General features: G+C 68.1%; 18 protein-coding genes. 5 read left to right on the top strand and 13 right to left on the bottom strand.

From position 1 onward, the window contains the following. Positions 1–2: 2 nt before the first annotated feature. From bioB to GGR88_RS01955, 4 genes are all read right to left on the bottom strand, one after another. On the bottom strand, positions 3–1,001 hold the full coding sequence (bioB, locus tag GGR88_RS01970) for a biotin synthase BioB (RefSeq protein WP_167952468.1): 999 nt from the start codon (positions 999–1,001) through the stop codon (positions 3–5). Between the two features lie 64 nt (positions 1,002–1,065). After that, positions 1,066–1,431, bottom strand: coding sequence for a hypothetical protein (locus tag GGR88_RS01965; protein ID WP_167952466.1), 366 nt, complete (start codon positions 1,429–1,431; stop codon positions 1,066–1,068). Positions 1,432–1,462: 31 nt separating this feature from the next. Beyond that, a complete protein-coding gene (locus GGR88_RS01960; RefSeq protein WP_167952464.1) occupies positions 1,463–2,245 on the bottom strand; it encodes an enoyl-CoA hydratase-related protein in 783 nt (260 codons plus the stop codon). 32 nt (positions 2,246–2,277) lie between these two features. Continuing rightward, a complete protein-coding gene (locus GGR88_RS01955) occupies positions 2,278–3,102 on the bottom strand; it encodes a hypothetical protein (protein WP_167951672.1) in 825 nt (274 codons plus the stop codon). 208 nt (positions 3,103–3,310) lie between these two features. Between GGR88_RS01955 and acs the strand changes: the two genes are divergently transcribed. Next, entirely contained in the window at positions 3,311–5,266 is a 1,956-nt protein-coding gene (acs, locus tag GGR88_RS01950) for an acetate--CoA ligase (RefSeq protein ID WP_209023173.1), read from the top strand. 53 nt (positions 5,267–5,319) lie between these two features. On the opposite strand, the gene GGR88_RS01945 is transcribed toward acs, so the two are convergent. After that, positions 5,320–6,678 carry an aromatic ring-hydroxylating oxygenase subunit alpha gene (locus GGR88_RS01945; RefSeq protein WP_167952462.1) on the bottom strand — a complete coding sequence of 453 codons (1,359 nt, stop codon included), beginning with the start codon at positions 6,676–6,678 and terminating at the stop codon, positions 5,320–5,322. Next, positions 6,675–8,033: an aromatic ring-hydroxylating oxygenase subunit alpha gene (locus GGR88_RS01940; protein WP_167952459.1), complete on the bottom strand. Its 1,359-nt coding sequence runs from the start codon at positions 8,031–8,033 to the stop codon at positions 6,675–6,677. The genes GGR88_RS01945 and GGR88_RS01940 overlap by 4 nt, the downstream gene beginning before the upstream one ends. Before the next feature lie 127 nt (positions 8,034–8,160). Here GGR88_RS01940 and GGR88_RS01935 point away from each other — a divergent pair, with 127 nt between their 5' ends. After that, a complete protein-coding gene (locus GGR88_RS01935; protein ID WP_167952457.1) occupies positions 8,161–8,694 on the top strand; it encodes a VOC family protein in 534 nt (177 codons plus the stop codon). A gap of 15 nt (positions 8,695–8,709) precedes the next feature. Here GGR88_RS01935 and GGR88_RS01930 read toward each other — a convergent pair whose 3' ends face one another. Both GGR88_RS01930 and GGR88_RS01925 read right to left on the bottom strand, forming a co-directional pair. Continuing rightward, positions 8,710–10,827: a PQQ-dependent dehydrogenase, methanol/ethanol family gene (locus tag GGR88_RS01930; protein ID WP_342449695.1), complete on the bottom strand. Its 2,118-nt coding sequence runs from the start codon at positions 10,825–10,827 to the stop codon at positions 8,710–8,712. Positions 10,828–10,864: 37 nt separating this feature from the next. Then, entirely contained in the window at positions 10,865–13,420 is a 2,556-nt protein-coding gene (locus tag GGR88_RS01925) for a TonB-dependent receptor (RefSeq protein WP_342449694.1), read from the bottom strand. 231 nt (positions 13,421–13,651) lie between these two features. Here GGR88_RS01925 and GGR88_RS01920 point away from each other — a divergent pair, with 231 nt between their 5' ends. Together GGR88_RS01920 and GGR88_RS01915 are read left to right on the top strand one after the other, a co-directional pair. Continuing rightward, the gene (locus tag GGR88_RS01920) at positions 13,652–13,948 is read left to right on the top strand and encodes a putative quinol monooxygenase (RefSeq protein ID WP_167952453.1); all 297 of its coding nucleotides are present in this window, start codon (positions 13,652–13,654) and stop codon (positions 13,946–13,948) included. Continuing rightward, complete coding sequence (locus GGR88_RS01915; RefSeq protein WP_167952451.1) at positions 13,945–14,241, top strand: putative quinol monooxygenase; 297 nt, start codon at positions 13,945–13,947, stop codon at positions 14,239–14,241. Before GGR88_RS01920 ends, GGR88_RS01915 begins: the two co-directional genes overlap by 4 nt. A gap of 42 nt (positions 14,242–14,283) precedes the next feature. Here GGR88_RS01915 and GGR88_RS01910 read toward each other — a convergent pair whose 3' ends face one another. Then, positions 14,284–15,918 carry an AMP-binding protein gene (locus GGR88_RS01910; protein ID WP_167952449.1) on the bottom strand — a complete coding sequence of 545 codons (1,635 nt, stop codon included), beginning with the start codon at positions 15,916–15,918 and terminating at the stop codon, positions 14,284–14,286. A gap of 152 nt (positions 15,919–16,070) precedes the next feature. After that, entirely contained in the window at positions 16,071–16,388 is a 318-nt protein-coding gene (locus tag GGR88_RS01905; protein ID WP_167952446.1) for a Rieske (2Fe-2S) protein, read from the bottom strand. 71 nt (positions 16,389–16,459) lie between these two features. On the opposite strand from GGR88_RS01905, the gene GGR88_RS01900 reads away from it, so the two are divergent. After that, entirely contained in the window at positions 16,460–17,218 is a 759-nt protein-coding gene (locus tag GGR88_RS01900) for an SDR family oxidoreductase (protein WP_167954288.1), read from the top strand. 44 nt (positions 17,219–17,262) lie between these two features. Here the strand turns inward: GGR88_RS01900 and GGR88_RS01895 are convergent, their stop codons facing one another. From GGR88_RS01895 to GGR88_RS01885, 3 genes are read right to left on the bottom strand one after another with little or no spacing between them, the layout of a single operon-like run. Then, positions 17,263–18,693 carry a 2-oxo acid dehydrogenase subunit E2 gene (locus GGR88_RS01895; RefSeq protein ID WP_167952436.1) on the bottom strand — a complete coding sequence of 477 codons (1,431 nt, stop codon included), beginning with the start codon at positions 18,691–18,693 and terminating at the stop codon, positions 17,263–17,265. A 13-nt stretch (positions 18,694–18,706) separates the two neighbouring features. After that, positions 18,707–19,717: a transketolase C-terminal domain-containing protein gene (locus GGR88_RS01890; RefSeq protein ID WP_167952434.1), complete on the bottom strand. Its 1,011-nt coding sequence runs from the start codon at positions 19,715–19,717 to the stop codon at positions 18,707–18,709. A 3-nt stretch (positions 19,718–19,720) separates the two neighbouring features. Then, complete coding sequence (locus GGR88_RS01885; protein WP_167952431.1) at positions 19,721–20,692, bottom strand: thiamine pyrophosphate-dependent dehydrogenase E1 component subunit alpha; 972 nt, start codon at positions 20,690–20,692, stop codon at positions 19,721–19,723. Positions 20,693–20,706: the final 14 nt, after the last annotated feature.

Raw genomic sequence — 20,706 nt, 5'->3', positions numbered from 1 at the left:
CGCTATTCCGCCGGTTCGCAGACCCGGGCCGCGAGCATGGGCACGATGCCGAGGCGGGCGAGCATGGCCGCATCCTTGTCGTCGCCGGCATTGGCCGCGGTCAGCAGCTTGTCGCCCGTGAAGATCGAGTTGGCGCCGGCAAGGAAGCAGAGCGCCTGGCAGGCCTCCCCCATGCTCTCGCGCCCGGCGGACAGCCGCACCATGCTGTTCGGCATGGTGATGCGCGCCACAGCGACCGTGCGGACGAATTCGATATCGTCGATCTTGGCCATGGGCGTGTCGGCCAGCATGTCGCCCAGGACCGTGCCCTTGACCGGCACCAGCGCGTTCACCGGCACGCTTTCTGGATGCTGCTCCATCGTCGCCAGCGCGTGCACGAAGCCGACACGGTCCTCCCGGCTTTCCCCCATGCCGACGATGCCGCCGCAGCAGACGTTGATGCCGGCCGCGCGGACCGTTTCCAGCGTCTGCAGGCGATCGGCGAAGCTGCGGGTGGTGATCACCGCGTCGTAGCGTTCGGGCGCGGTGTCGATGTTGTGGTTGTAGTAATCGAGCCCGGCATCGGCCAGGCGCCGCGCCTGGTGCGGCTCCAGCATGCCGAGCGTCATGCAGGTTTCCAGCCCCATCGCCTTCACGCCCGCCACCATCGCTGCGACCTTGTCCATGTCGCGATCCTTCGGGTTGCGCCAGGCGGCACCCATGCAGAAGCGGGTGGAGCCGTGATCCTTGGCCTGGGCGGCGGCCTGCAGCACCGCCTGCACGTCCATCAGGCGGGTGGCCTTCACGCCGCTGTCGGCATGGACCGATTGCGAGCAATAGCCGCAATCCTCCGGGCAGCCGCCGGTCTTGATCGACAGCAGCGTGGAAAGCTGCACCTCGCCCGCGACATGGTGGGCGCGGTGCACCTCCGCCGCGCGGAACACGAGTTCGGTGAACGGCAGGTCGAACAGCGCGGCGATCTCGGCGCGGGTCCAGTCGGTGCGAACAGTGGCTTCGGTCATGGATCGTCCATGCCAAGGCACCCCCGCCCGGTCCAGCCCGCCGGCGGCGGGCGGGCGCGCCGCGCTACCCCTTCAGCAGCGCGGAAAGGAAGTTGAAGGTGAAGCCGCCCAGGCCACCGAACAGCGAAAAGCCGATCACCAGCTGCGCCATGCGGATGCGCCGGATCATGAGCGCGCGCGGCTCCGGCTTGATCTCCAGCGTGGCGAGCATCCCGGTCATGAGGATGCTGGTGATGCCGGCAATGGCGATGAAGCTGAGGATGATGACGAGCTGGGCGGGCGGAAAGCGCATGCCGCTGCCGTCGGCAAAGGCGAACACGCCGCCCAAGGACAGGAGGGAGATGCCGGCCGTGTGCTTGAAGCTGTCATAGGACCTGGGAAAGGCAAGGCCATCGGTGCTGCCGTCGTCGGCGTCGTCGGCGTCGATCATGCGTCTGCCCTCCCCCTGTCCGTTCCCGCCGTTATCCGTGCTGCCCCCCGAACGCCGGAGGCCGCTTCTGCAGGAAGGCGGTCACGCCTTCCATGAAGTCGGCCGAGCGGCCGGCCTCGCCCTGATGCTGCGCTTCCATCGCCAGCACGGCATCGAGGTCGAGGTTGAGCGCGGCATTCATCTGCCGCCGGATCAGGCGCACCGCCGGCGAGGGCCCGCGCGCCAGCCGGGCCGCGAGCGCCTGCGCCGTCGGCAGGCAATCGGCATCGTCCACCACGCGGGTGACCAGGCCCATCTCGGCCGCTGCCTCGGCAGACACGCGGTCGCCCAGCAGCGCCAGCTCCAGCGCCTTGGCCCGCCCCACCGCCTTTGCGACCAGCCAGGAGGAGCCGGCGTCCGGCACCAGGCCGATCCCGACAAAGGCGAGCAGCAGATAGGACGAGCGCGCCGCGATGCTGATGTCGCCGAGAAGCGCGATGCCGAGCCCCGCCCCGACCGCGGGGCCGTTGATGGCGGTGACCACGGGCACCGGCAGGTCGAAGATCAGCCGGGTGAAGGGATTATAGTAGCGCTCCAGCGTGTCGCCGACCTTGGACGGATCGGCGGCAGCGGTGAGGTCAGCGCCGGCGCAGAAGGCGCCGCCGGCTCCGGTCAGCACCACCGCACCCGCGCCGCCCGCCACCGCCTGTTCGATGGCGGCCGTGGCATCGTCGAACAGCTGCGGGGAGAGCGCGTTCATCCGGTCGGGGCGGTTGAGGGTGACGGTGGCCACCCGGTCGTCCGTCATCGCAAGCGTCACGGTGTCGTAGGTCATCCGGCTTTCCTCCCCCACTCGAAGCTGGCCCGTCATGCGCCGCCGCAATCCATGGCGGACGGGCTGCCGTCGCGCACGAAGCGGGCGCCGCGGCGCAGATAGCGCTCCGTCGTGCCCGCCGCCTTCACCGCAAAGCCGTCGGCGCCCACATCCACGATCTCTCCGGCGAGGTCGCGCGCGGGCTCGCCCGCCATCGTGCGGCCGCTGTCCGGATCGACGGCGCCCGCATTCGAGTAGCTGGTCGGCACCGGATCGGACTGGACGGGGCCGGCCGGGGTCAGCGCCGTGAGCGTCGTCACGCCGCAGGTGTAACCCTGGTTGCTGAACCCGGTCGTGGCGACCACCACCGGCACCGGCGCCATGTCGGTGCGGACCGACCATGACGTGGGCGGCTGACCAAAGCCGTTGCCGCCGATGGTGTCGAGCCACTTGCCGCGAACAACGAAGCCGCCGCCGCGCGGCTGCAGATAGGTGACCGCCACCGCGCCGGCGCAGGCATGGCAATCATCGGCGTTGGTGCCGGGGCTGAGCAGCACGGCCATGTCGCCCGTCCAGACGAGCTCACCGGGCGCGAAGCGGAGTTCCCCGCCCTTCTCTCCCGGTACGGCGGCGACACCGTCGGTCCCGAACGCCGCGCGGTGCGCCATCGCGACAAGGGCGGGCGCCGGCATGGCGCGGAGCGCCTGCGCGGGCGTGACCAGATCGGCGGGCGGTGCCGGCATGGCGGTGGTGGCGGCCTGACGCGCGCTGCGCAGATAATTGGCCGCGATGCCGGCGGCCACCAGCAGCAGCAGCACAACGAGGCCGATCCTGATGCGGCGGCGCCGCCGGCGCATGATGTCGGGTGGCGGCGTCACGGGCGGCCCGCGCCGGGATGGCACCCGCCCGATGCCGCGCGATTGCGGCCTTCCTGTTCAACAGCGTTCGTCGCCATCGCGATCGTCCCCGTCCCTCTCTCCCGCCCGTTCTTTGCGGTTCGAACCGGAACGCGCAAGCCTCCCTCCCCTTGCCCGGCATCGCCCCGTCCCGCACAAGCAAGGTCGCCATCGCCAAGGAGACGCAGATTTGAGCGATCAAGCCCGCTACCCCGCCCCCGCCGAATGGACCAAGCGCACCCGGCTGGACGCTGCCGCCGCAGACGCCCTGCGCGGCCGGGCGCTGGCCGATCCGGGAAGCTTCTGGCTGGAGCAGGCGCGGCGGCTCGACTGGATCAAGCGGCCCGAGATCGCCGGCGACTGGTCCTTCAATGCCGACGACTTCCACATCAGCTGGTTCCGCGACGGGCGGCTGAACCTGACGCTCAACTGCATCGACCGGCACCTTTCCACCCGCGGCGACCAGACCGCGATCCTGTGGGAGCCGGACGACCCCGCCGCCGCCCCCCGCGCGATCAGCTATCGCGAGCTGCACCGGGAGGTCTGCCGCTTCGCCAACGTGCTGAAGGGCGCCGGCGTCGGCAAGGGCGACCGCGTGACGCTCTACCTGCCGATGGTGCCGGAAGCGGCGTTCGCGATGCTGGCGTGCGCCAGGATCGGCGCGATCCATTCGGTGGTGTTCGCCGGCTTCTCGCCGGATGCGCTTGCCGGGCGGATCGAGGATTGCGGATCAACCGTCCTCGTCACCGCCGACGAAGGCCGGCGCGGCGGCAAGACCATCCCGCTGAAGGCGAGCGCCGACGAGGCGGCGGCAAGGGCCCCCAGCCTGAAGGCGATGATCGTGGTGCGGGTGACGGGCGCGGAGACCGCGATGACGGACGGCCGCGACCGCTGGTACCACGAAGCCGCCGCCGACGTCCCCGCCGACTGCCCGGCGGTACCGATGGAGGCGGAGGACCCGCTGTTCATCCTCTACACCTCCGGATCGACGGGCAAGCCGAAGGGCGTGATGCACACGACCGGCGGATATCTGCTGTGGGCAAGCTACACCCATGCGCTGTGCTTCGATCCCAAGCCGGGGGAGATCTGGTGGTGCGCCGCCGATGTCGGTTGGGTCACCGGGCACAGCTATGTCGTCTACGGGCCGCTCGCCAACGGCGCGACCACGCTGATGTTCGAAGGGGTGCCGAACTGGCCCGACGCGTCACGGCTGTGGCAGGTCGTCGACCGCCACAAGGTGACGACGCTCTATACCGCGCCGACCGCGCTTCGCGCGCTGATGAGGGAGGGCGACGCGCCGGTGAAGGCGACGAGCCGCGCGTCGCTGAAACTGCTCGGCACGGTTGGCGAGCCGATCAACCCGGCCGCGTGGCGGTGGTACCACCATGTCGTCGGCGAGGGGCGCTGCCCGGTGATCGACACCTGGTGGCAGACGGAGACGGGCGGCGCGATGATCGCGCCCCTGCCCGGCGCGACCGACCTGAAGCCGGGATCCGCCACCCTGCCGCTGCCGGGCGTCGACCCGCAGCTGGTGGACGCCGACGGCACGCTGCTGTCCGGGCCGGCCGAAGGCAATCTGGTGATCACCCGGTCCTGGCCCGGCCAGATGCGCGGCGTGTGGGGCGATCCGGAACGCTTCTTCCAGACCTATTTCACGACCTTTCCCGGCAGGTACACGACCGGCGACGGCGCGCGCCGCGACGCGGACGGATACTGGTGGATCACCGGCCGGGTGGATGACGTGATCAACGTGTCCGGCCACCGCATGGGCACGGCAGAGGTGGAATCCGCGCTGGTCGGCCACGAGGCGGTGAGCGAGGCGGCGGTGGTCGGCATGCCGCACGACGTGAAGGGCCAGGGGATCTACGCCTATGTGACGCTGGCGTCCGGGCATGATGGCGACGAGGCGCTGCGTCAGGAGCTGAGCCAGTGGGTGCGGCGCGAGATCGGCCCGATCGCGACGCCCGACGCCATCCAGTTCGCGCCCGGGCTGCCGAAGACGCGCAGCGGCAAGATCATGCGGCGCATCCTCCGCAAGATCGCGGAAGGCGAGACGTCGGCGCAGGCGCTGGGCGATACGTCGACGCTGGCGGAGCCGGCGGTCGTGGACGACCTGGTGGCGAACCGGGTGGAACAGCCAGGGTGATCTGAGCGCGCCGGGCGGGGGCATGCGGTCCCACCCGGCGCGTCATCGGGGTGTCAGCCTGCGGATGGGGGGGCCAGCCACCGGTCGAGCGTGACGTGGAAGTGCCGGAGCCGCGCTTCCTGCTCCCCCCAGAGCGGGCCGCGGAAGCCGCGCGACCGCGCCCCCGCCTGCACGATCGGCAGCAGGTCGGAATCCTGGTCGAGCACCTCGCCCATCCCCGGCGGCACGCCGAGCCCGGTGTGGACCACGTCCGGCCGTGTCTCTCCGGTGACGTCGATGTCCTCCGACAGGCCCATCCAGGCGGGCACGTTGTACCCGTCGACGTCCACATGCTTGTAGAGGATCGTGGTTTCGTAGGTGAACTGGCCCGGATCGTCGGCGTGCGGCTTGAACCGGTGCATGAACACCGCTTCCGGATGACAGCCGATCTGCGCGTTCGGGAAGATGCCGAAGATGGTGCTGTCGGTCAGCTGCGCATCGCTGAAGCGCTGATAGTCGAGGCCGAGGCGCGCAGCGCGATCCCGCTTCGCCGCGGCGATGGCGGCCCGGCTGTGCGTCGCGTCGCCCTCGAACGCATCGGGGTCCAGGCCCGCATCCTTCATCAGCATGGCGATGCCGGGGTTGATCCCCTCCTGATCGGCGAAGTGCGAGTTGGGCTGCGCGAAGGGCACGAACTGCCGGCTCATGCCGTTGGGATAAAGGTCGATGTGGGTGCGGTCGTCGATGATGCCCATCGTCTGCGGATGGATCGCGTGCAGGTGATAGCTTTCGTAGAAGGCGTCGATGCCGCCCTTCCAGTTCGCCGCCCAGTCCGACCGGCGATGCTGGATCACGTGCATGTCGTCGATGCGGTAGGTTTCGAGCATCGGCAGGATCGCGCCGAGATGCTCGGCAAGCGGGCCGACGTCCGGGTTCATCGAGATGAAGACGAGGCCCGCCGCCTCCTCGACCCGGACGGAGCTGAGATCGGTGCCGTGGCACAGCACCTCCGGACGGAAGGTCTCCGGATCGGTGACCTGGATGTTGTGTCCTTCGAGGTCGAACTCCCAGCTGTGGAAGGGACAGGTGAAGCTGTTCTGCGAGCCGAGGTCGTCCGTCACCAGCCGGCTGCCGCGGTGCGGGCAGACATTGTAGTGCGCGGCGAGCCCGCCGTTCGCCAGCCGCACGATGATGAAGCTTTCGACGCCGATGTCGAACTTCATCCAGTCGCCTTCGTCGCGCACGTCGCTGGACGGGCCGGCGAGCAGCCAGGTCTTCGCAAACACCTGCTCCCATTCGGCGGCGGCGACGGCGGGATCGGTGTAGCGCGACGGATCGGGGCGATGCGACCCGTTGTCGATCCGGGGCGCCGCCGTGTCGAATGCGTGCGAAGACCCGGCATGAACCTTCCAGCTGCGCGCATCATAGTTCATCGCGCGTCTCCGGCGGCCATGCGGCGGTCGAGCTCGGTATGAAAATGGCGGAGGCGCGCTTCCTGCTCGCTCCACAAGGGGCCCTTGAACCCGCGCGACTTGGCACCCGCCTGCACGATCGGCAGCAGCTCCGAATCCTGGTCGAGCACCTCGCCCAGGCAGGGCGGCTCGCCCAGCCGGGTGTGGACGACGTCCGGGCGCGTCTCGCCGGACAGGTCGACATCCTCGCCCAGGCCCATCCAGGCGGGTGCGCAGTAACCGGGCGCGTCGACATGGCGGTACATGATGCAGGTGTCGTAGGTGAACTGGTCGGGATCGCTCGGGTGCGGCAGGAAGCGGTGCAGGAACACCGCCTCCGGATGGCACCCGATCTGCACGTTCGGGAACAGGCTGTAGACGACCGAGTCGCTCAGCTGTGATTCGCTGAACCGCTCATAACCGAGGCCGAGCGCGTCGGATCGTTCGCGCTTGGCATTCTGGATCGCCCGGCGCGTCTCCGCCGCGGTGCCGGAGAAGCCGGCGGGATCGATGCCGGCGTCCTGCAGAAGCATGGCGATGCCGGGATTGACGCTTTCCTGATCGCCGAAGCGCGGGCTGGGCTGCGCGAAGGGCACGAACTGCCGGCTGAGGCCGCCGGGCCACAGGTCGATCTGCGTGCGATCATCCATCAGGCACTGCGTCTGCGGATGCACGGCGTGGAGATGGTAGATCTCGGCAAAGGCATCCACCCCGCCCTTCCAGTTCGCGCCCCAGTCCGACCGGCGGTGCTGGATCACGTACATGCTGTCGATCTGGTAGGCCTCCAGCTGCGGCAGCACGGGCGCCAGCCAGTCGGCGAGCGGCCCGATATCGGGATCCATCGAGATGAAGACGAGCCCGGCCGCCACCTCGCAGCGGACGGAGGTGAGGTCGTGGTCGTGGCACAGCACCTCCGGCCGGAAGGTTTCCGGATCCGTCACCTCCACATTGTGGCCGTCGAGATCGAACTTCCAGCTGTGGAAGGGGCAGGTGAACTGGCCGATGCTGCCCAGATCGTCACGCACCAGCTGGCTGCCGCGATGCGGGCAGACATTGTAGTGCGCCTTGATCGTGCCGTCGTCGGTGTGGACGACGATGAAGCTTTCGGGGCCGATGTCGAACTTGGCGAAGTCGCCGGGCTCGCGAACGTCCGACAGCGGGCAGGCGAGCAGCCAGCTCTTGGCGAACACCTGCTCCCACTCCCGCCTGGCGAACGCCCGATCATGATAGCGGTCCGGCGATGGCCGCGCGGTGCCGTTGTCGATCTCGGGCGCATGATCGTTGAATGCATGCTGCTGCCCGGTGTGGATCTTCCACAGGTTGGTGAGCAGGTTCATCGGCCTCTCCTCAGGCGCTGGCGTCCGCGTTTTCCGTCGGATCGACAGCAAGTTAAAAACATGCATGATTGTTTGGCAAGAAGATTCAGGATGCTGATCCGGCAGCCTGCAAAAGAATGGATCAAAGATGAGCAAGCTGTGGGGAGACGTGTTCCAGCTGGCCTTCGTGGTCGATGATCTGGAGGCGCAGCTGGCGCACTGGACCGGCACAATGGGGGTCGGCCCCTTCTACCGCTTCGGCCTGCCGCTGGCGCTCGAGTGGCTGGAGATGAAGGGGGAGCGCGTCGATCCGGCCGCCGACATCTTCGGCGGGGTGGCGGTCGCCTACAGCGGCGACATGATGATCGAGCTGATCCAGCCGGGCACGGCGCCGTCCATCTACCGCGACTTCCTGGATGCGGGGCGCAGCGGCCTTCATCATCTCGGCAGCTTCACCGACGACCTGGACCGGACGCTGGCGGCGGCGCAGGCGCGCGGCATCGGCGTGGCGATGGCAGGGCAGCTGCCGCTGTCGCGCTTCGCCTATTTCGACACGGACGCGCACGGCCAGGGCACGATGATGGAGGTCATCGAGCCGCAACAGTCGATGATCGACCTGTTCGACCGCATCCGCCTGGCGGCGCGGGACTGGGACGGCAGCGATCCCGTGCGCGAGATGTAGCGGGGCCCCCTTTCCTCAGCGAGCGGCTTGGCGCGCACCGGAGGTCCGCAGCGCCGCCGCGCGTTCCCGCAGGTAAGCGCGCACGCTTTCAAGCTGTTCGCGGTTGTGATCCTCGAACTGCGGCATCCCCGCCGACACCAGCGCGCCGTCGTGCACGATCGACCAGAAGGCATCCGGATCGGCGACCGCCGCGGAGGTGCGCAGATCGGGCGCGGTGCCGCCGGCAATGGCCGCGCCGCCGTGGCAGACCGCGCAGCGCCCGTTGAAGATCGCCTCCCCCGCGCGCGCCATCCGCTCATTCGGCGTGTAGCCGGGATCGGCGAACGCGGCCGCGCGGTACGGCGTCTTCGGCGGCAGCGTGGCGCGACCGCCGATCGCGAAGGTGAGCACGCGCCGTGCCTGCGTGCGATAGTCGATGCCGAACTTCTCCAGCATCGGCCCGAACAGCCCGCCGCTTGTCCCCATGCCGGCGATCACCGTCACATACTGGCGGCCGTTCACCATGTAGCTGATCGGCGGCGCGACGATGGCGGCGCGCGCATCGAACTCCCACAGCGACCGGCCGGTGGTCGCGTCATAGGCGTTGAAGGTGGAGTCGGGATGCCCCTGGAACACCAGCCCGCCACCGGTCGCCATCACGCCGCCGTTGAAGTGCCCCGCCATCGGGATGCGCCAGCGCTGTTCCTGCCGGATCGGATCCCAGGCGACGAGATAGCCCTGCGTGTCGTCGCCGGGACCGGGCTCGACCCGGTATCCGACGCCGCTGGTCAGCCCCATGTTGCCCGACCAGCTGAAATTCTCCCGCGTCATGCCGGTGGCATCGAACGTCACCTGGAGGTCGATGGCGGGAATGTAGACGAGGCCAGACTGCGGCGAGAAGGCCATCGGCGGCCAGCTGTGCGCGCCGACCGGCGTCGGGCGGAAGGTCGTCGGCCGTTCGGTGTAGCGGACGCCCGGTTCCTCGACGGGGCGGCCGGTCTCCCGGTCGATCCGCTTCGCCCAGGTCGTCTCCACGAACGGCTCGGCGGAGATCAGGCGCCCGTTGGTGCGGTCGATGACGTAGAAGAACCCGTTCTTCGGCGCGGTCATCACCACCTTGCGCCGCTGCCCGTCGATGGTGAGATCGGCCAGCTCCATGTCCATCGCGGCGTTGAAGTCCCAGGTCTCGCCGGGGTTGATCTGGTAATGCCAGCGATATGCGCCCGTCTTCGCGTCCAGCGCGACGATCGAGCACAGGAACAGGTTGTCGCCCTTGCCTTCGCTGCGGATCTGGTGGTTCCACGGCGCGCCGTTGCCGGTGCCGAGCAGGATCAGGTCCTGTTCGGCGTCATAGGTGATGGCGTTCCACACGGTGCCGCCGCCGCCGTTGGTCCACCAGTCGCCCGACCAGGTCTTTGCGGCCATTTCCATCGCCGGGCTTTCGAAGCCCTCCGCCGGGTTGCCGGGCACGGTGTGGAAGCGCCACAGCTGCCGGCCGCTTTCCGCATCATAGGCGGTGACATAGCCGCGGATCGGCGCGGCATCCGCGCCGCCATGGCCGATGATGACCTTGCCGTCGAACACGCGCGGAGGCCCGGAGATGAAGCGCTGCTCGTCGCGTCCGAAGGTCTGCGCGGACCAGACCTGTCGTCCGGTCCGCGCGTCCACCGCGATCAGCCGGCCGTCCTGCGTGCCGGTGTAGAGCTTGCCATTCCAATAGGCGATGCCGCGGCTGCCCCAGCCCTGGCGCAGCTTGTGGCCGGACGCCTCGGGCGCCTTGGGATCGAAGGTCCACAGCAGTCGCCCGGTGGCGGCGTCCACCGCGCGGATGACGCTGTAGCCGGCCGCGAAATAGATGACGCCGCCGACCGCGATCGGGCCGGTCGCGGGATTGCCGGCCGGCAGGTCCAGCGACCAGACGAGGCCGAGTTCCCCGACATTTCCCGCGTTGATCTGGTCGAGCGGGCTGAAATGCTGCTCGCCATAGGTGCGGCCGAACCCCGGCCAGTCACGCCCGTCGCTGCCGTCCGTCAGCTGCGCGCGCCAGCCTTGCGGCCCGAGGTCGGCGACCGCCGCCGTCGTCTCGGCGGGCTGCGAACGGTTGCAGCCGCCGAGGAGAAGCAGCGCGGCCAGACCGATCAGTTTCGATTGCACGGGCATCTCCCCTGATCCTGTCCGGCCGCCTTTTCGGTCACTGCCTGCCGAAGCGCACGCCGGCTTCGACGCCGAAGTAGCGCGGCGCACCGAAGTTGGAGTTCAGCCACAGTCCCGCGACGTTCTGCGACGCGACGCGGTAGCGCTCGTCCGTCAGGTTCCGGCCGACCAGGCGCACGAAGTAGTTGTCGTCCGTTTCGGCAAGCGTGATGGACGCATTCACAAGCGTGCGTGCATCCAGGAAGGTGTTGCCGAGCGGATCGTCGATCGCCTGCGTGGACAGGTTGCGGCTGGTGTAGGCGACTGATCCGTTGAAGGTGATCTTGTAGTCGTCGGCGATCGCCGTGCTGTAGGTGCCATCGACCGTCCACTGCCATTCGGGCGCGCGATCCAGCGGCGCGGTGGCGAGATCGTACCCGGCATTGGGCGCGTCATATTCGTTGTACGCCGCGTCCTGATAACCGAGCACGCCGCGCAGCACCAAGCCGTCGAACGGCGTCGCCGTCGCTTCCGCCTCGATGCCCTTCACGTCGGCACTGGCGGCGTTGACGAACAAGGTCACCTGGTTCGGCTGGCCGTTGACGATGATCGGCACGTTCAGCTGCTTCTGCAGATCGGTGTAGCGGACGTAGAAGCCGGTGAGATTGAAGCGCAGCCGGTTGTCGAGGAACTCGCTCTTCACGCCGACCTCGAAGCTGTCGGCGAGTTCCGGCTGGGTCGCCTGCGCGGCCTGGCGGAATGCATCGAGATCCGTGCCGAAGGCCGCGAAGCCGCCGATCTGGTCGTTGAAGGCGCCGCCCTTGAAGCCGTGCGAGTAGGTTCCGTAGAAGAACAGCTCGGGCGTCGCTTCCCAGCTGAGGCTGGCGCGGTAGGTGGGCTCGCGCGCCTGCGCATCCACCCGCACAACGCCGGCCGGGAAGTTGAACACGCTGGCGTCGAGCGGCTCGTTGATGCTGATGGTGGGGTCAAACCCGCCGTTCAACTGCGGGATGAAGACCTGCTGGCGGCCATACCAGGTCTTGTCTTCCCAGGTGTAGCGCCCGCCCGCGGTAAAGGAGAGCGTCGGCGTCAGTTCCACAGTACCCTCGGCGAACACGGCTTTCGACGTGCCGCGCTGCGCGCTGCACAGCAGATAGGGCGTGTCGTTCCAGTTGCCGAAGGGCAGCGGTCCGCTGGTAAGATCAAGGAATCCCAGGATCTGCGCGACGCAGAAGTCGATCCGTTCGCGCTGATAGAAGCCGCCGACCACGAAGTTGAAGGGGCCGTCCAGGTCGCTGGCGAAGCGCAGTTCCTGCTGCCAGGTCTTGCGATCGTCGTCGCGCGATGCGTCGAAGATCGACAGGGGCTGGCCATCGGCGGCGAACGGCGCCGCACCCGGATAGGTGTTCGGCAGGCGGGACCGCTGGAACCGGTAGCCGGACACGGACGACAGCGTGCCGATGTCGAAGTTGAAATTGATGTTGGCGTAGAAGCCGTCGACGTCGATCCGCTGCCCGCGGTTCATGCGGATCAGCGCGTCCGCCCGGTCGGTGACGGCGGCATTGTCCAGCGGGTCGGAGCTGTTCGGGTTCGGCCGGATCACGCCGAGCAGATCGGTCAGGAACACGCCGTCGCCGGTGTAGCGATCGTTTTCGTTGACCGACGGCAGCACGTCCGACTGATCACGGATCCACTCATACTGGAACAGCGCATCGATCCAGTCGGCCGGCTCGACCAGCAGCTTGGCACGCGCCTGCCAGACGTCGAGCCCGCCCAGCCGCCGGCCGTCGAGGCAGCCGGACGCGCCGTTGAACTTGTTGGGCACAAAGCCGGTCACCGGGCCGTAGCAGGCGCCGTTTCGGTAGAAGCCGTCGCTGCTTTCGTAGCCGCCGACCAGGCGGAACGCGACGGCGTCGCCGATGATCGGTACGTTGGTCGCGAACTGGATCTGGCGCGTGCCGAAATCGCCCACTTCGCCGCGGAACTCCACCGACAGTTCGTCGAGGATCGGGCGCTTGGTGCGCACAGTGACAACGCCGCCCGTCGTGTTCTTCCCGAACAGCGTGCCCTGCGGGCCGCGCAGCACCTCCACCTGATCGACGTCGAAGGTGTCGAGCAGCTGCGTCTGCACGCTGGGCACGACGAAGTCGTCGACGAGGACGGCAACCGGCGGCTCGAAATAGACGATGATGTTGGTCTGGCCCACGCCGCGCATCGCAAAGGATGCGGCGTTGAAGTTGGTGATCGTGCCGGCGGAGAAGTTCGGCACGAACGCCGCCAGATCGCCGATGTCGCGCGGGCTGACCTGCTGGATGAAATCGGCGCTGACCGCCGACACCGCGATCGGCGTGGTCTGCAGGTCGGAGTCGCGCCGCGTCGCCGTGATGACGATGTCCTCCAGCCCGCCCACCGGGCTGGTCGCCTCCGGATCGCCGCTTTGCGGAGTCTGCCCCGTGCCCGCGGGTGCGGTTTCGGTGCCGAGCGGGGGCTGCGCCGGTACGGCGTCTGCGGCCGGCGTGCCACCGACCTGCGCGAGCGCCGCGGGTGATGCAACCACCCCGCTCGCCATCAAGAGCGCAAGCGCGGTTCCAGCCTTCAAGCGGTCGATAGGCACAGGCCCCTCCTCCTCAACGGCCATCCTAATCAGATGGTCCTTATTTAATGAGGCTACCATATTCCCGCTGCTTTTCAATCAGGCATGATTGTCTTTTTACAAGCAGTTTTGCTGCGGTGCAGCAGCTGTACTTGGCCGAGGAAGAAAGTGCTTGAGGAGACAGCAGCAATCGTCGTCTAAGACAGACAAGGGCGTCTTGAGGATGGACGCTCATTAAGAGGAGTGGTGCCGATGGCCTTCAGCTTTCTCTCGCGGTTCCGGATCAAGCCGGATCGCACGGACGACTTCATCGCGCTGGCGCGGCAGATGGAAGGGCTGGTCGACCGCGAACCCGGCACGGTCGGCTACCGCTTCTTCCGGCTGGAAGAGCCCGGCATGTTCGCGGTGTACGAATCCTTCGTGGACGAAGATGCCGACCGGCAGCACATGAACTACGACCACAACAAGCCGCTGATCGCCCAGATGATGGAGTGCATGGACGGCCATTATCAGCGCGAAATGCTCTACGACCTGGAGGACGCGCGATGAGCGGGAAGAGCTTCATTGCAGAGTTGCGCTGCAAGCCGGAGTCGCGGCAGCGCCTCATCGACCTGCAGGTCGAGCTGAAGGCGCTGGTGGTCGAGCAGGAGCCGGACGCGCTCGTCTACGAGCTGTTGCAGTCGGACGACGATCCCGACCTGTTCATGGTGGTGGCGACCTTCACGGACGATGCCGCCTTCGACGCGCACATGTCGATCGACTTCCACGACCGGCTGGTGCCGCCGATCCTGGAATGCCTGGCCGAGGACATGAAGCTGAGCTTCTTCCGCTCGCTTCCCTGACTAGTGGGCAGGCGGGCGGCCTGAGCGTCGCCCGCCCCCCGATCAGTCGGCCAGCCCCAGCTCGGCGATCAGCTCGGTGCGCAGCCGGAACTTCTGGATCTTGGATGTCGACATCGGCCAGCTCTTCACGATGCGCACATGGCGTGGGATCTTGAAGCTGGCGAGCTTGCCCTTGCAGTGCGCGATCAGCTCGTCCTCCGTCGCGCCGGCATGGTCGACCAGCTCTACGAACGCCGCCGGCACTTCGGAATAGCGCGGGTCCGGCAGCGCCACGACCTGCGCCAGTTTCACCGCCGGATGCGACTGCAGCATGGCCTCGATCTCGGCCGCGCCGACATTCTCGCCGCCGACCTTCAGCATGTCCTTCGTGCGGCCATGGAACATGACGTTGCCGTCGGCATCGATCGATCCAATGTCGCCGGTGTAGAACCAGCCGTCGCGGATCGACTCCGCGGTCTTTTCCGGTGCGCGGTAATAACCCTGCAGCATGTGCGGCCCGCGCAGCGCGATCTCGCCGCGTTCGCCCGCTCCGCAATCGGCGCCCGTTTCCGGATCGACGATGCGGATCTCCCAATCGTCCAGCGGAACGCCGCAGCGGCCGGTCCTGACCTCGTAGCTGTCGGACAGGCGGCTGGTGGACACCGTGCCGGCTGCTTCCGTCAGACCGTAGGTGCCGACCTGGATCGTGTGCGGCATCGCGGCGCCGACCGCTTCCTTGATCCACGCCGGCTGCACCGCGAAGTTGGAATTCATGACGCGCAGCGCCGACAGGTCGGTGGTCGCAAAGCTGGGATGGGTGATCAGGTCCTGCATGATCGTGACGAAGCTGGGATAGGCGACGCTCGCCCGTTCCCGCCCCAGCATCTTGAGCGCGACGCCCGGATCGAAATGCGGGATCGTCATGTAGGCGCCGCCCAGATCCAGCACCATCGTCATCGGCAGGATGCCTGCGATGTGGAAGATGGGGAGCGGCGACCAGACGCGATCGTCGATCCCACATTCGTACCGCTTGCCGAGGTTGCGGCTGTTGCCGATCTGCCCCCGGTGGCTGATCATCGCGCCCTTGGGATCGGCGGTGGTGCCGGAGGTGTAGAGGATCATCGCGGTGCTTTCCGGATCCACCGCATCGATCCGCGCGTCGACCTCAGCGTCCGTCACCGCATCCCCGGACGCGAGCCCCTGATCCACCGGCAGCATGTAGGGCGCGCAGCCGGTGTCGAGACAGATTACGCTGCGCAGCATCGGCGCCTCGTCGATCGCGAGGCGGCGATTGTCGGTCGCGTTCGGCAGCGAGGGCAGCGCGGACACCAGCCGCTTACCGAAATCGAGATTGTCGGTGACCTGTCCGGTGGTGACGAGCACGACCAGTTCGGCGTTCTTGACCAAGTAGCTCAGCTCATGCGCCTGGTACCGCGCGTTGACGGGCACCGCGACGCCGCCGGCCATGGCGATGCCGTAGAACGCCTGGATAAACTCAAGCGAGGTCGGCAGCAGGATGCCGACATTCTGCCCCGGCTCCACACCCAGCGCGATGAACAGCTTTGCCCAGCGGCGCGCCGACCGGTTCAGCTCCTGGTAGGTGAGGCGGCGGTCGGGGAAGATCAGCGCGTCCCGGTCGGGCCAGCGTTCCGCACCCGATCGGATCATCTCACCCATGGTGAAAACTGGCTGGTCCACGTCGCTTCCTCTCCTGATCGGGCGGCGACGCTGCTCCATGGAGTCTTGTCGCGGTGGCCGCTTGCGCTTCGTCCTATGCGAGCCTAGTTCAAGTCAACAAACAATCATTCTTGTTTTTTTCTGTTTCGGGAAAGGTGGCTCCGATCGGCTCGTCACGACCCGTCAGGCAGGTCGACCATGATGGTGCCGCCGTCCACCTGAGCGGGGTAGACGGGGATCGGCTTCTTGGTCAGCGTGCCGCTGGGTTCGCCCGTGCGCATGTCGAACCGCACGCCGTGCAGCGGGCAGAAGAGATGGACGCCCTTCATCTTGCCGCCTTCGAGATGCGCCAGCGCATGGCTGCACATATTCTCCACCGCGAACACGCCCGATTTGGTGCGGCACACCAGCACCGATCGGCCGCCAACGTCGAAGGCGCGGTTGGTGCCTTCCGGCAGATCGTCGATCGCGACAACAGGGTGGCTTGTCATTCAGGGCTCCATGACAGTCGGGCCGCCGGCTGGCCGCGACATTTTAACAACAACAATGAAGGAGAGAGATGATGGGACGGGTGAACGGAAAGGTGGCGCTGGTGACCGGCGGCGGATCGGGCCTGGGGGCCGCCGATTGCGAGGCGCTGGCGGCGGAAGGCGCGACGGTGGTGGTAACCGACGTGCGGCAGGAAACCGCGCGGGCGACCGCCGACCGGATCGGCGAGGGCGCCGTCGCGCTGGCGCTCGACGTGGCGTCCGAAGACGACTGGCAGCGGGTGATGGGTGAGATCGAACAGCGCTTCGGCCGGCTCGACATCCTGGTCAACAATGCCGGCGTCGTGCTGAACGCCGATGTCGAGGGCACCACGCTGGAGCAGTATCGCTGGGTCAACAGCGTGATGAGCGACGGCGTGTTCCTGGGCTGCAAGCACGCGATCCCGCTGATGAACCGCAACGACGGCGGGTCGATCATCAACATGTCGTCGACCGGCGCGCTGCTCGGCTACCCGATCTTCTTCGCCTATTCCGCCGCCAAGGGCGCGGTGCGCGCGATGACCAAGTCGGTCGCGGTGATGTGCCAGGAAAAGGGCTACAAGATCCGCTGCAACTCCGTGCACCCGGGCGCGATCGAGACGCCGATGGTGCAGGCGGCGGAGGGGCGCGTCGGCCAGGTGAAGGACATTCCCGACGGCGTGCTGCCGCCCGGCACGCCCGGCCACCCGCGCGACGTCGCCGCGATGATCGTCTTCCTGGCCTCCGATGAATCGCGCTTCGTCAACGGGGCCGAGCTGGTGGTCGACAACGGCGTCACCATCCGCCCCTTCTGACCGGCGGCGATCGCCACCTCCGCGGGCATCCGCCGCAGCTGCGCTCACAGCAGTTCGGGATGCTCGAGGAGGTTGGCGAGCGCGGCCATGAAGCGGCCGCCGTCCGCGCCGTCGATCGCGCGGTGATCGCATGACAGGCTGAGGTGCAGCACCGGCACGATGCGGATCGCGCCGTCGTCGTCGATCGGCTCGGGCCGCGCGGTGCCGACGGCCAGGATCGCGCCCTGCGGCGGATTGATGATCGCGTCGAACTGCTCCACGCCGAAGCCGCCGAGATTGGAGAGCGAGAAGCTGCCGCCGGTGAACTCCTCCGCCTTCAACTGGCCTGCGCGCGCGCGCTGCGCCAGTGCGGCCATGACGACGGAGATGTCGGCAACGCTGCGCCCTTCGGCCCCGGTCACGATCGGGGTGACCAGCCCCTTCTCGGTCGCCACCGCCACCGCGATGTCGGCGCGGCCGAAGCGGTGGATCTCGTGCCCGTGCACCTGCACGTTCACCGCCGGCACCTCCATCAGCGCAAGGCCGCAGGCCTTTACCAGATAATCGTTCACGCTCGGCCGCTTGCCCTGCGCCGCCGATCGCAGCGCGAGCAGCCGGTCGGCACGCACCCGCCGCCGCACGTAGAAGTGCGGGATGATCTGCTTCGCTTCCGTCAGCCGCCGCGCGATGGTGCGCCGCATGGACGACATCGGCAGCACGTCGACGTCACCTGACGCGACCGGCGCCGGCACCGGCGCCGCGCTCGGCGCTGGCGCCGGTGACGCAGAGGGCACCGGCGTGCGCGCGTCCACCGCCGCCAGCACGTCGGCCTTGCGGATGCGGCCCTTGGGGCCCGTCCCGCTGAGGCCGTCGAGCGCGACGTCGTGCAGCACGGACAGCCGCCGCGCCATCGGCGACGCATAAGGGCCGTCGCTCGGGCTGCTCGGGAAGCTGCCCACCAGCTTTGGCGCCGTGTCCGGCCGTGCGGCCTGGTCGACATCCTGTGCCGTGATCCGGCCGCCGCGGCCGCTGCCGTGGATGGCGGAGACATCGACGCCCGCTGCCTGCGCCTGCGCGCGCGCGGCCGGGCTGATCGCAACACCGTCGGGGATCGGCGGCGCGGCGGGCACAGGTGGCGGCGGCGGCGTGGGGGCCGGTGCGGGCGCGGGCGTGGCATCGTCGCCGGTGAAGCTCGTGTCCGCCTGCACGAAGCCGGCGATCAGCGCGTCGATCTCCGCCTGGCTTGCCTCGCCGCCGTCCGACAGCACCGCCAGCAGCGCGCCGACCTGCACGGTGTCGCCCGGCTTGGCAATCAGCTTCACGAAGCGGCCGTCCGCCTCCGCCTCGACCTCGTTGGTGATCTTGTCCGTCTCGATCAGCGTCAGCACGGTGCCCTTGGTGAAGGGCGCGTTCTCCGCCACCATCCATTCGGCAACGGTGCCCTCGCTCATCTCGATGCCCCATTTGGGCATGGTGAAGGGCTTCAGCTTGGCCATCGTCCCCTCCCCCCTATCGGTATGCCAGCGCCTGGCGGACCGCGTTCTCGATCTTGCCCGGCGACGGCACCCAGGCCCGCTCCAGCTCGCGCGCGAAGGGGATCGGCGCGTGCGGCCCCGTCACCATCTGCGGCGGCGCCTTCAGGCTGGAAAAGGCCTTGGCCGCCACGATGGAGGCGATGTCGGACGCGAGCGAGCAGCGCGGCGGGCTTTCATCCACCACCACCAGCCGGCCGGTCTGTTCGACGGAATCGAGGATCGCTTCCTCGTCGAGCGGGCTGGTGGTGCGCAGGTCGATGAGGTCGACGCCGATGCCGTCGGCGTTCAGCTTGTCGCATGCCTTTTCGGAGAAGCTCACCATTCGGCCACAGGTGACGATCGTCACGTCGCCGCCCTCCCGCACCATGCGCGCCTCGCCGAAGCGCTGGCGGTGGTCGCCGTCGGGCACCTCGCCCTTCACGCCGTAAAGCGCCTTGTGTTCGAAGAACATGACCGGGTCGTCGCCGCGCAGCGCCTCGGTCAGCAGGCCCTTCGCATCGGCCGGCGTCGTCGGCAGCACGGTCTTCAGCCCCGGCATCGCCGTCATCATCGCATAGACTGACTGGCTGTGCTGCGCGGCCGCGTTCATGCCCGCGCCGTAGATCAGGCGGACAACGGCCGGGCACCTGGTCTTGCCGCCGAACATGTAGCGGAACTTGCCCATCTGGTTCCACAGCTGGTCCAGGCTGACGCCCACGAAGTCCGCGAACATCAGCTCGGCCACGGGTCGTTTGCCGGCGAGCGCCGCGCCCGCCGCCGCACCCACGATCGCGCTTTCGCTGATCGGCGTGTCGATGACGCGGTCCGGCCCGAACTTGGCGAACAGGCCGGGCGTGGTGCCCCAGATGCCGCCGATCGCCTCCTGCCCGCCCGCGGTGCCGGCGCCGCCGACCACGTCCTCACCCAGCACGATGATGCTTTCGTCTCGCTCCATCTCGGCGGCGAGCGTGCGCGTGATCGCCTCGCGGATGTTCATCACCGCCACGGATCAATACTCCACATAGACGTCTTCGGCGACATGCGCCGGATCGGGCGGCGGGGCGGCGCGCGCTTCGCTGGTCGCCTCGTCGATCAGCTGCGACACCTCCGCATCCACGCGGTCGAGCTCGGCCAGGTCGAGCAGGCCGCCTTCGCCCACCCGTGCGCGAAAGTTCTTGAGGCAATCCCGCTCCGCCCACAGCCGGTCGAGTTCGCCCGGCCCGCGATACCGCTGCGGATCGCCCTCGAAATGGCCGTAGAAACGCTCGGTATCGAGCTCGATCGCGGCGGGACCGCCGCCACCGCGGACATGGTCCAGCAGCTCGCGCATGGTGGAATAGGTGTCGAAATAATCGCAGCCGTTGGCGCGCCACGCCTTCATGCCGAACGCCTCCGCGCGGCTGGCGATGTCGCGGTTGGTGCCGACCGCATAGTCGACGCCGGTATGTTCGGAATAATGGTTGTTCTCAAACACGAAGATCGCCGGCACCTTCAGCACCACCGCCATGTTCATCGCCTCGAACGTGGTGCCCTGGTTGCACGCGCCGTCGCCCGAAAAGGCGATCGCGACCTTGCCCTTCCTGTCGAGCTTGGCGGAGAGCGCCGCGCCCACCGCCTGCGGGGCGCCCGCACCGACGATGCCGTTGGCGCCCAGCATCCCCTTTGACAGGTCCGCGATGTGCATGGACCCGCCGCGGCCCTTGCAGAGGCCGTCGCGCCGTCCGTAGATCTCCTTCATCATGCCCTTCACGTCGCAGCCCTTGGCGATGCAGTGGCCGTGTCCACGGTGCGTGGAGACGATGTAGTCGTCGTCGTCCAGATGATCGCACACGCCGACTGCCGCCGCTTCCTGCCCGCAATACAGGTGCGTGAAGCCGGCGATCTCGCCCGACTTGATCTCGTCGTGCAGCCGCATCTCGAACTGCCGGATCGTCGCCATGCGGCGATAGGCGCCGATCAGCTCGTCCCTGCTCATCTGCATCACTCTTCCCCTCC

The sequence above is a fragment of the Sphingomonas jejuensis genome (assembly GCF_011927695.1).
Classification (GTDB): domain Bacteria; phylum Pseudomonadota; class Alphaproteobacteria; order Sphingomonadales; family Sphingomonadaceae; genus Sphingomonas_K; species Sphingomonas_K jejuensis.
Note: the sequence above shows the minus strand (reverse complement) of the source record. Positions and strands in the feature narration are given on the sequence as shown.